Raw genomic sequence first — 9934 nt, 5'->3', positions numbered from 1 at the left:
GCACCTGCGCCCTGCCCTATGCTTCACCCATGAAAGCCGCGCGCCCACCTGCCCCGAGCTTCGCCGCACTCGATGCGCGCGCCGCCGAGGCGGGGCTCTGGGCGCTTGGGGGCTTCCACGCGCGTGCGGACGACGACCACCTGCCCGCCGGCACGGAGACGGTCGTGCTGCTCGCCCCGCGCGAGCCCGGCTTCTGGGCGCGCGTGAGTGCCGAGCCCGAATTCGCGGACACCCGCCCCGACCCGCTCGACCGCTGGTCGCGCCGCGCGGTGGGACGGCTTGCCTGCGCGTTCTCTGCCAAGGCGCTCTTTCCCTTCGACGGCCCGCCGTGGCGTCCCTTCCTCTCCTGGGCGCTGCGCACCGGCCGGCTGCACCCCTCACCCGTCGGCATGCTGGTGCACGACGAGGCGGGCCTGTGGGTATCGCTGCGCGGCGCGCTGGCGCTCCGGCAAAGGATCGACCTGCCGGCGCCCACCCCCTCGCCCTGCGAAACCTGCACCGGCCAGCCCTGCCGCACCGCCTGTCCCGTCGGCGCGCTGGGCGGTGGGCCCTACGACATCGACGCCTGCCGCGACCATGTCACCGCACCGGAGGGGGCCGATTGCATGGAGGCGGGCTGCCGAGCGCGTCGTGCGTGCCCCGCCTCCGCCCGCTACCCGCGCGCCCCGGCGCAGTCGGCCTTTCACATGCGCGCCTTCACCGGAGCCCCATGAAGCACCTGATCCTCCTCCGCCACGCCAAGTCGAGCTGGAACAATCCCGAGCTCGAGGATCTCGAGCGGCCTCTCAACAAGCGCGGCAAGCGCGCCTCGGGCGACCTCGCCAAGTGGTTTCGCCAGCAGGGATGGACACCCGACCAAGTGCTCTGCTCGCCCGCCCTTCGCACGCGCGAGACGCTGGAGCGGCTCAAGCTCGACGCGACGCCCGAGATCCGCGAAGACATCTACGAAGCGCCGCCCGGCGCCCTCTTTGCCGCGCTGCAGGGCGCCGTGGGCGAAACGGTGATGATGGTGGGCCACAATCCCGGAATCGGGGCACTCGCGCAGATCCTCGCCCGCGAAAAGCCCGACCATCCCCGCTTCGACGACTACCCGACCGGCGCCCTCACGATCCTGCGCTTCGACCTCGGCGACTGGGCCGGGCTGCAGCCGGGCTCGGGCGAGGTGGTGGAGTTCCTCACCCCCCACGACCTCGCTCCCGCCGGTTGAGCGGCGACGCGGAACGCCCTTGCAAGGGCGTTGCCAAGCGCTTTCGAAAGCGCTTCTCAAGGCGCTTCGAAGCGCCTTGCCTCGAGCTCAGTGGCCGAGGATCTGGCTCAGGAACAGCCTAGTCCGCTCGTTCCTGGGATCGTTGAAGAACGCCTCGGGCTCGTTCTGCTCGACGATCTGCCCCTGGTCCATGAAGATCACCCGGTTCGCCACCTGCCGGGCAAAGCCCATCTCGTGCGTCACGACCAGCATCGTCATGCCTTCCCCGGCCAGCTCGACCATGGTGTCGAGCACTTCCTTGATCATCTCCGGATCGAGGGCAGAGGTCGGCTCGTCGAACAGCATGATCCGCGGCCGCATGCACAAGCTGCGCGCGATCGCCACCCGTTGCTGCTGGCCGCCCGAGAGCTGTCCGGGATACTTGTGCGCCTGTTCGGGTATCTTGACCTTGGTGAGAAAGTGCATCGCCGTTTCCTCGGCCTCGCGCTTGGGCGTCTTGCGCACCCAGATCGGGGCCAGCGTGCAGTTCTCGAGGATGGTCAGGTGCGGGAAGAGGTTGAAGTGCTGGAACACCATCCCGACCTCGGAGCGGATCGTGTCGATGTTCTTGATGTCCGACGAGAGCACGGTGCCGTCCACCTCGATCCGGCCCGCCTGATGCTCTTCGAGCGCGTTGATGCAGCGGATGAGGGTCGACTTGCCCGAGCCGGAAGGCCCGCAGATCACGATCCGCTCGCCGCGATAGACGGTCAGGTTGATGTCGCGCAGCACGTGGAAGGCGCCGAACCACTTGTTCATCGCCTCGATCTCGATGGCCACCTCGTCGGAGACGGTCATCGTCTTCTTCGGTGCCGAGGCCTCCGGCATTTGCGGTGCTTCGCTCATGGGGCGTCCTTTCTCAGCGTCGGTCGGTCTGGAGCTGCCGCTCCAGCCATTGCGAGTATTGGGAAATGCCGTAGCAGACGACGAAGAACAGCAGCGCGGCGAAGCCGAACAGCTCCCAGTACACCCCGTTCCAGTCGGTCGACGCCAGGATCGGCCCCCGGATCATGCCGACGAGGTCGAACATCGAGATGACCGAGACGAGCGTGGTGTCCTTGAACAGGCCCACGGCCACGTTGACGATACCGGGGATCGAGATCTTCAGCGCCTGCGGCAGGATGATCAGCCGCATCGCCTGCGCGTAGTCGAGCCCGAGACTGTCGGCCGCCTCGTACTGGCCCCGCGGCAGGGCGGCGAGGCCGCCGCGCACCACCTCTGCGATGTAGGCCGAGGCGAACATGGTGATCATGATGACCACCCGCAGGATCAGGTCGAGATTGGATTGCGGCGGCAGGAAGTAGGCGAGCACCACGTTGGCGACGAACAGCAGCGTGATCAGCGGCACGCCGCGGATGAACTCGATGAAGATCACGCTGATCCACTTGATGATCGGCATCGAGCTCTGCCGGCCGAGCGCCAGCGCGATGCCGATGGGAAGCGACAAAGAGATGCAGACGGTCCCGAGGATGATGTTGAGCATGAAGCCGCCCATGTCGCGGCTCGGCACGGCCTCGAGCGCGATCGGCGCCACCGTAGAGAGCGGCGGTACCAGGTAGCCCTGCAGCGACCAGAACACGAGCGCTGCCACCGTGCCCGCCAAAAAGCCCATGGCGAAACTCTGGGTGACGAGCCGGGAATACACCGCATAGCCCACCATGAAGCCCACGGCCGTGAGCACCGGTGTCCAGATCGAGCCGCCCCAGATCAGGAAGTAGGCCACGAACGGGTAGAGCGCGGTGAGGATCAGCATGCGGCGCGGCAGCGCCGGGAACAGCACCGGCGCGGCGCAGACGAGCAGCAGCAGGAAGGCCAGCGACGGCCGCCAGTAGAGCTCGGACGGGTAGGTGAAGCCGAACAGAAGCTGGTTCCACCGCTCCGACAGCACGGCCCAGCAGGCCCCCGACGTGCCGCCGAGAATCTCTCGGCATTCGGCGAGGCTGCCCGCGTTCCAGACGCCGTTGAGTATCCATGGCAGGCTCTGCGCGAGCACCCAGTACACCGCGTAGAGCGACGCAAGCGTCAGGATCGCGTTGAACCAGTTGGAGAAGAGGTTGTCGCGCAGCCACTTGACGACGCCGCCCACCGCCTCGGGCGGTGGCGCCGGCGGGATCTCGGACTCGCGCACATAGGCGACGGTGCGGGCGTGAACGTCGCTCATCCGCGGCCCTCCTTCGCTGCACTCGTGGCCGGGCGCTCTTTCGGTGCGACCATCTCAGCGCTCCTTCAGCCTGACGGCGTTGTTGAACACGTTCATCACGGCCGAGATGCTCAGCGAGATGATCAGGTAGAACAGCATCAGCATCAGGATCGACTCGATGGCGCGGCCGGTCTGGTTGAGCGTGATGCCTCCGAGCGTTCCGGTCACGTCCATGTAGCCCACGGCGATGGCGAGCGAGCTGTTCTTGGTCAGGTTCAGGTATTGCGAGATGACCGGCGGGATGATGATCCGCAGCGCCTGCGGCAGGATCACGAGGTTCATGATCCGGCCCGGGCGCAGGCCGAGCGATGCCGCGGCCTCTGTCTGGCCGCGCGGGATCGCCTGGATGCCGGCGCGCACGTTCTCGGCGATGAAGGCGCCGGTATAGATCGCCAGCGCGAACCACAGCGCGATGAGCGAGCCGCGCACCTGCACGCCGTCGGAAAAGTTGAAGCCCGAGAGATACGGCTTGTCCCACTCGATGGGACGCCCCTCGCGCAGCTGGGTCTCCAGCGTCGCGCCCGCGGCGATGTTGGCGGCCGCCTCCTGCGGCACGGCGAGCAGGTTGCACTGCCCCTCCTCGAAGGCGGCAACGGCGGCCGCCCGGCTCTCCACCCGGTTGGTGCGGATGTTCAGGTTGACGCGGTCGTCCACCGGGCCCGAGCGGGCGGCAGCCTGCAGGCGCAGGAGCGCCGTCTTGGCCACGGTGCTGGACGATGCCCCATCGACGAGGCAGAGCGTCGCGCCGCCCTCGGCCATCACATAGTCTTCCAGCGTTTGCCCGCCGGCACCCTCGGGCACCAGCAGCGCGTTCTGCGCCGAGCCCGCGGTGAGCGAGAAGAGGAGCCAGACCACGAGCGACGGCACCACGAGGATAGCCAGCGACGGCCAGCCGCGCGGCAGGTCTCGGCCCGTGTCGTAGAGCAGCTTGGTGGCGAAGCGGCGATAGGCGAAAACGCCCGCCACCGAGGCGAGGAACACCGCCACGAAGAGCCAGCCGCCCGGCCCAAGGACAGGCTCGGGCACGTAGACGCCGCGATTGGTCGCCGCCATCGCGCCGAACAGCATGGTCTGGTCGGGATCCGCGCCCCTGAAGGCCGACGGCGCGGGGAGTGCCGCCGTCATGATGAAGAAGATGATAAGGATCCAGATCAGCACCGGCACGTTGCGGAACGCCTCGACATAGGCCGCCATGAGCTTGGCCACGAGCCAGTTGTTCGACAGGCGCAGCACGCCGGCGATGGTGCCGAGGATCGTCGCCGTGACGCAGCCGAGGAAGGCCACGATGAGGGTATTGAGCACCCCGACGAAGGCCGCGCGCAGGTGCGAATCCTGGTTGTTGTAGGGAATCGGGCGCTGGTTGATGTCGTAGCCCGCGGGCTCGCCGAGGAAGGCGAACGAGATGTCCTGACCGAGATCGGCGAGGTTCCTCACGAGGTTCCAGCCGAGAAACGCCATGAAGAGGATCAGGAGAAAGAGCGCGATGACCTGGAAGGTATACGACCGGTAGCGCGTATCGTTCAGCAGCATCGAGAGCCGGAACTGCTCCCGTGGCGGCTCGACCGTCGAGGACATGGCAATATCCCTGCTGGAGCCGGTTAGCCGGGCGGGGCCGTGCCCGCCTCTTCCGGCCTGTCTTGTCCGTCCGTCGGATACGAGAAGGGCGCGGAGTGCCCGCGCCCTTCCCGGATTCGTGCGATCAGCGGAACGGCGGCGAGTACATCAGGCCGCCATCGGTCCACTGCGCGTTGAGACCGCGCGCCAGACCGATCGGGGTGCTCTCGCCGATGTGACGCTCGAAGATCTCGCCGTAATTGCCGCCGGCCTTCAGCGCGTTGACCAGCCAGTCGGATTCCAGTCCAAGGATCTCGCCGAAGTTGCCCTCGGTGCCGAGCATCCGGTTGATCTCGGGGTTGTTGGTCCCCTGGGCGAGTTCGTCGATGTTGGCCGACGTGATGCCGTACTCTTCGGCCGCGATCAGGCCGTTGAGCGTCCAGCGCACGATGTCGCCCCACTCGTTGTCTCCATGGCGCACGAGCGGTCCGAGCGGCTCCTTCGAGATGACCTCGGGAAGGAGCACGTGGTCGCCCGGCGCCTCGAACGTGGCACGGGTCGCCGCGAGGCCCGACATGTCGGTCGTGTACACGTCGCACGCGCCGGCGAGGTACTGCTGCTGCGCCTCGGCGTTCGTCTCGATCGGCACCGGGTCGTAGTTCATGTTGTTGGCGCGGAAGAAGTCCGCGAGGTTCAGCTCGGTCGTGGTGCCGGTCTGGATGCAGACGGTGGCACCGTCGAGCTCGGTCGCCGAGCTCACGCCCAGCGCCCGGGGAACCATGAAGCCCTGGCCGTCGTAGTAGTTGATGCCGACGAACTCGAACTTCAGGTCGTTGTCGCGCGTGAAGGTCCAGGTCGTGTTGCGCGAAACCATGTCGACCTCGCCCGAGGCCAGCGCGGTGAAGCGCGTCTTGCCGGTGGTCGACACGAACTCGACCGACGACGGATCGCCGAGCACGGCGGCGGCGACGGCACGGCACACCGCAACGTCGAAGCCTTCCCACTCGCCTTCCGCGTTGGGGGCGGCGAAGCCCACGAGGCCGGTATTCACGCCGCAGTTGAGCACGCCCCGATCCTGCACCTGTTGCAGCGTCTGGGCCGACGCCATGCCGGCGGCGGCGATGGCAGTCGCGGCTACGGCGCTCGCGAGAACGGATTTCTTCATGTTTACCTCTTCCTGATGGTTCGCCCGGCAAGCGGGCGTTTTCGCAATGAGGGGGTATCCGCCCCCCTTACGCAGCGGCAGACGAGCGCAGCCCCCTTCCCTCAACGCCGCAACATTGGGCAAAACACCGCATCAAGGTCAAGGCTGGTCTGGCCCTGCGCAACGACAGATCGCTGGACTTGCTGCCCGAGTCGGGCCGTGCCCACCCCTTGTGCGGAATGGTGGCCGCCCGCCGACTTATCGGGCAGGCTTGTCGGCCTCGCCCTGTCGAGCGGGCCGGCGCGAGAGAAAATGAAAGGCTGACGCAACGAGAAAATCTGCCCGCCGGGCCTCTTCCATGCGGGCGGCTTCGGCGTCGCGGCCCCACTGGCTTTCCTGCCAGTGCTCGTCGACGCGCGAACGAATCCACAGCTCCTCGGCAGGCAGCACGCCCTGCTGCGCGGCGAGCCCGATCACGAGCGAGCCCGACAGCGTCACCAGATCGTGCAGCGCCGTGAGCGCGAAGGCGTCCTGCCCCGCGACCGCGGCCCTCAGGCCGGCACGGGCGCGCTCCGGCTGGTCGACATGGATGACGCCGGCGGTCGCCACCAGCGGGGCGCCCAGCGCCGAGCGCGCCCAGTCGAGCAGGGGATCCCACGCCTCGGCCTGCGCGGCGGCCAGCTCCTCCGGCGTCTCGGCGCGGTAGCACAAGAGGTCGGTGTCGCCGTACTCGATCAGCATGTCGGCCACCGCCCCCGCCTGCAGCACGACCTTGTCGAGCGCGGAGTTGGCCGCGCGCGTGAGGGGCATCAGGCCCGGCTGCACCTCGCCCTCCTGCGCCTGCCACTCGGCCGCCACGGCCTCGGCCAGCGCCTCGGTGGGCAGGAGCAGGGGCGCACGGGCGGGCGTGTGCACGGGGCGGCCGTCGAGCAGGACAGCCCAGCCGCCCTCGCCCGGCTCGGCGCGTGCCTCCGTCCAGAACCGCTTGAGGGCCCATTCGGTCATCGCGTCGTCTCTCGATCGTCGAGGAAGGGGTCGGCAGGAACGTCGGCCGGCCGCCAGTCGAGCACCTCCCAGGTGCGGGCCATGTGCTCGGGCAGCGGCGCCGTGACGTGCAGGCGCGCGCCCGTGACCGGGTGGGTGAGTGCGAGCGAGCGGGCGTGCAGGTGCAGCTTGCGCGAGAGCGCCCCGCCTGCGCCCGCGCCCCAGCCGTCGCCTACATTCTCCTGCGCCGAGCCGCCATACTTGCCGTCGCCGAGGATCGGGTGGCCGATCTCGGCCATGTGCGCACGCAACTGGTGGGTGCGCCCGGTCACCGGCACGAGCGCCACCCATGACAGCCGCCCGCCCGCGGCCTCGAGCACGGCGTAGTCGGTCGTCGCCCGCCTGGCATCGCGCGTGCGCTCCACCTCGTCGGGATGGAGGCAGATCATCTTCTCGCGGTCGCCGCCCGCCTTGACCAGCCCGTAGCGGATCGTGCCCATCCGGGGCGCGGGCACGCCGGCGCAGGCGGCCCAGTAGATCTTGCGCGTCTCCTTCGCGCGGAGGGCCTTCGCCAGCGCATCGGCCGCCGCGCGGGAGCGGGCGAGCAGCAGTACGCCCGATGTGTCCTTGTCGAGCCGATGCACGAGGCGCGGCTTGTCGCCGGCACCGAACCGAAGCGCCTCGGCCAGCGCGTCGACGTGGCGCGCGCCCTGCCCCGAGCCGCCCTGGCTGGGCAGGCCGGGCGGCTTGTTGAGCGCGATCAGGTGGTCGTCGCGCCAGAGCACGGCGGCACGCATCATCTCCGAGTCCCGCTCCGACACGCGAGGTCGATCGGGGGGCGGCGGCGCGTCGTCGGGCAGGGGCGGCACCCGCACCGATTGCCCCTCGGCCACGCGCGTGGCGGGCTTCACCCTGCCGCCGTCGACCCTGATCTCGCCCTTGCGGCACATCTTCTCGACGCGCCCCTGCGGAACGTGCGGAAAGCGGCGGCGAAACCACCGGTCGAGCCGCTGATCGCCCTCGCCCGCGCCCACGGTGAGAGTCTGCACTCCGCTCATGCCATCCCCACCCGCATCAGCCACATCCCGGCGAAGAGCGCACCGACCGACAGCACGACCGAACCGACGGCGTAGCCCGCGGCAGCGGCCACTTCTCCGCGCTCGTAGAGCGTCGCCACGTCCAGCGAGAAGGCCGAGAACGTGGTGAAGCCCCCCAGCACGCCCGTCATCAGGAACGGCGCCCAGTGCTGCCCGCCACGCTTCGCAAGCCATACCACGAGCGCGCCCATCAGCAACGAACCGGCCACGTTCACCGCCATCGTCGCCCACGGAAAGCCGGGGCCGAGCGCGCGCATGACCGAGACATTGACGAGATGGCGGGCCGAGGCGCCGAGCGCGCCGCCCAAGGCCACCTGGAGGAGCGAGCCGAGCATGGCCGCGCCAATGGCTCAGCCCTCGTCGCCTGTCAACTTGCCGTGCCGCCGCGCGCGCAGCCGCCCGAAATACTCCACCCGCTTGCGCAGGTCGCGCTCGAAGCCGCGGTCGACCGGGTCGTAATAGCTTTCGCGTGCCATCCCGTCGGGGAAATAGTCCTGGCCCGAGAAGGCATCCTCGGCGTCGTGGTCGTAGGCGTAGCCCGCGCCGTAGCCCTGCTCCTTCATCAGCCGCGTCGGCGCGTTGAGGATGTGCTTGGGCGGCGGCTCCGAGCCCGTCTTGCCGGCGGCCGACATCGCCGCCTTGTAGGCGGTGTAGGCCGCGTTCGACTTGGGCGCGAGCGCGAGGTAGAGCACCGCCTGGGCCAGCGCCAGCTCACCCTCGGGCGAGCCGAGCCGCTCGTAGGTGGCCCAGGCATCGAGGCAGTGGCGCTGCGCGGCCGGGTCGGCCAGCCCTATATCCTCCACCGCCATGCGGGTGATCCGCCGGGCGAGGTAGCGCGGATCCTCGCCGCCTTTCAGCATCCGCGCCAGCCAGTAGAGCGCCGCGTCGGGGTCGGAGCCGCGCACGGATTTGTGCAGCGCCGATATGAGGTTGTAATGCGCGTCGCCGGTCTTGTCGTACTGCGCCGCGCGTCGGGTCAACCGGGCGGCGAGGGCGCTCGCGTCGAGCGGCGGCCCCGCGTGGTCCGCCACGTGCTCGACGAGATTCAGAAGCGCACGCCCGTCGCCGTCGGCCATGCCGATCAACGCGGCGCGGGCCTCGCCCGTCAGCGGCAGGGGGCGCCCGAGCTCTGCCTCGGCGCGCTCCAGCAGCGCCTCGAGCGCCTCGGTATCGAGCCGGTGCAACACCAGAACTTGGGCACGCGACAGCACGGCCGCGTTCAACTCGAAGCTCGGGTTCTCGGTGGTGGCGCCCACCAGCACGATCGTCCCGTCCTCCATGTGGGGGAGGAAGCCGTCCTGCTGGGCCTTGTTGAAGCGGTGGATCTCGTCGACGAACAGAAGCGTGCCGCGCCCGTTGACGCGCCGGTGCTTCGCCGCCTCGAAGACCTTTCGCAGGTCGGGCACGCCGGTGAAGATGGCCGAGATCTGCACGAAGGCGAGATCGGTCTCGTCGGCCAGGAGCCTTGCGATCGTGGTCTTTCCCACGCCCGGCGGCCCCCACAGGATCAGCGACGACAGCCGCCCCGCCGCCAGCATCGCGCCGAGCGGGGCCTCGGGGCCGAGCAGGTGCCCCTGCCCGATCACCTCGGAGAGTCGCGTCGGACGCAGGCGGTCGGCCAGCGGCCGGGTTGCGGCCTCCGAAGCGGTGTCGGGCGCGGGCCGTTGCGGCGATGGGTCGAAGAGGTCCTGCATCGGCCCAATCTAGGC

The 9934-nt window shown here is 69.2% G+C and carries 10 protein-coding genes; 2 read left to right on the top strand and 8 right to left on the bottom strand.

The window, feature by feature from the left end; all coding sequences use genetic code 11:
- Positions 1-29: 29 nt before the first annotated feature.
- Together DLJ49_RS17185 and DLJ49_RS17180 are read left to right on the top strand one after the other, a co-directional pair.
- Positions 30-713, top strand: coding sequence for a ferredoxin (locus DLJ49_RS17185; RefSeq protein WP_115394782.1), 684 nt, complete (start codon positions 30-32; stop codon positions 711-713).
- A complete protein-coding gene (locus DLJ49_RS17180) occupies positions 710-1207 on the top strand; it encodes a SixA phosphatase family protein (protein WP_115394781.1) in 498 nt (165 codons plus the stop codon). The genes DLJ49_RS17185 and DLJ49_RS17180 overlap by 4 nt, the downstream gene beginning before the upstream one ends.
- Before the next feature lie 87 nt (positions 1208-1294).
- On the opposite strand, the gene DLJ49_RS17175 is transcribed toward DLJ49_RS17180, so the two are convergent.
- The 8 genes from DLJ49_RS17175 to DLJ49_RS17140 all read right to left on the bottom strand — a co-directional run bounded on the left by DLJ49_RS17175 (position 1295) and on the right by DLJ49_RS17140 (position 9919).
- Positions 1295-2092 carry an amino acid ABC transporter ATP-binding protein gene (locus DLJ49_RS17175; RefSeq protein ID WP_304466146.1) on the bottom strand — a complete coding sequence of 266 codons (798 nt, stop codon included), beginning with the start codon at positions 2090-2092 and terminating at the stop codon, positions 1295-1297.
- A gap of 13 nt (positions 2093-2105) precedes the next feature.
- Positions 2106-3407 carry an amino acid ABC transporter permease gene (locus DLJ49_RS17170; protein ID WP_115394779.1) on the bottom strand — a complete coding sequence of 434 codons (1302 nt, stop codon included), beginning with the start codon at positions 3405-3407 and terminating at the stop codon, positions 2106-2108.
- Between the two features lie 54 nt (positions 3408-3461).
- Positions 3462-5021, bottom strand: a complete 1560-nt coding sequence (locus DLJ49_RS17165) for an amino acid ABC transporter permease (protein ID WP_233489166.1) — start codon at positions 5019-5021, stop codon at positions 3462-3464.
- 124 nt (positions 5022-5145) lie between these two features.
- Positions 5146-6165, bottom strand: a complete 1020-nt coding sequence (locus tag DLJ49_RS17160; RefSeq protein WP_115394778.1) for an amino acid ABC transporter substrate-binding protein — start codon at positions 6163-6165, stop codon at positions 5146-5148.
- Between the two features lie 237 nt (positions 6166-6402).
- The gene (locus tag DLJ49_RS17155) at positions 6403-7149 is read right to left on the bottom strand and encodes an ATP12 family chaperone protein (RefSeq protein ID WP_115394777.1); all 747 of its coding nucleotides are present in this window, start codon (positions 7147-7149) and stop codon (positions 6403-6405) included.
- On the bottom strand, positions 7146-8186 hold the full coding sequence (locus DLJ49_RS17150; protein WP_115394776.1) for an RluA family pseudouridine synthase: 1041 nt from the start codon (positions 8184-8186) through the stop codon (positions 7146-7148). The genes DLJ49_RS17155 and DLJ49_RS17150 overlap by 4 nt, the downstream gene beginning before the upstream one ends.
- Positions 8183-8560, bottom strand: coding sequence for a fluoride efflux transporter CrcB (crcB, locus tag DLJ49_RS17145; RefSeq protein WP_115394775.1), 378 nt, complete (start codon positions 8558-8560; stop codon positions 8183-8185). Before crcB ends, DLJ49_RS17150 begins: the two co-directional genes overlap by 4 nt.
- A 15-nt stretch (positions 8561-8575) precedes the next feature.
- Positions 8576-9919: a replication-associated recombination protein A gene (locus tag DLJ49_RS17140; RefSeq protein WP_115394774.1), complete on the bottom strand. Its 1344-nt coding sequence runs from the start codon at positions 9917-9919 to the stop codon at positions 8576-8578.
- Between the last annotated feature and the right edge of the window lie 15 nt (positions 9920-9934).

This window comes from Rhodovulum sp. 12E13, assembly GCF_003340565.1.
GTDB lineage: Bacteria > Pseudomonadota > Alphaproteobacteria > Rhodobacterales > Rhodobacteraceae > HLUCCA09.
Note: the sequence above shows the minus strand (reverse complement) of the source record. Positions and strands in the feature narration are given on the sequence as shown.

What these genes read in the sequence shown, in the direction of transcription:
- DLJ49_RS17180 (WP_115394781.1), top strand. Translation starts at nt 710, where the DNA reads ATGAAGCACCTGATCCTCCTCCGCCACGCCAAGTCGAGCTGGAACAAT.
- DLJ49_RS17160 (WP_115394778.1), bottom strand. Translation starts at nt 6,165, where the DNA reads ATGAAGAAATCCGTTCTCGCGAGCGCCGTAGCCGCGACTGCCATCGCC.
- DLJ49_RS17175 (WP_304466146.1), bottom strand. Translation starts at nt 2,092, where the DNA reads ATGAGCGAAGCACCGCAAATGCCGGAGGCCTCGGCACCGAAGAAGACG.
- DLJ49_RS17165 (WP_233489166.1), bottom strand. Translation starts at nt 5,021, where the DNA reads ATGTCCTCGACGGTCGAGCCGCCACGGGAGCAGTTCCGGCTCTCGATG.
- DLJ49_RS17185 (WP_115394782.1), top strand. Translation starts at nt 30, where the DNA reads ATGAAAGCCGCGCGCCCACCTGCCCCGAGCTTCGCCGCACTCGATGCG.
- crcB (WP_115394775.1), bottom strand. Translation starts at nt 8,560, where the DNA reads ATGCTCGGCTCGCTCCTCCAGGTGGCCTTGGGCGGCGCGCTCGGCGCC.
- DLJ49_RS17170 (WP_115394779.1), bottom strand. Translation starts at nt 3,407, where the DNA reads ATGAGCGACGTTCACGCCCGCACCGTCGCCTATGTGCGCGAGTCCGAG.
- DLJ49_RS17155 (WP_115394777.1), bottom strand. Translation starts at nt 7,149, where the DNA reads ATGACCGAATGGGCCCTCAAGCGGTTCTGGACGGAGGCACGCGCCGAG.
- DLJ49_RS17150 (WP_115394776.1), bottom strand. Translation starts at nt 8,186, where the DNA reads ATGAGCGGAGTGCAGACTCTCACCGTGGGCGCGGGCGAGGGCGATCAG.
- DLJ49_RS17140 (WP_115394774.1), bottom strand. Translation starts at nt 9,919, where the DNA reads ATGCAGGACCTCTTCGACCCATCGCCGCAACGGCCCGCGCCCGACACC.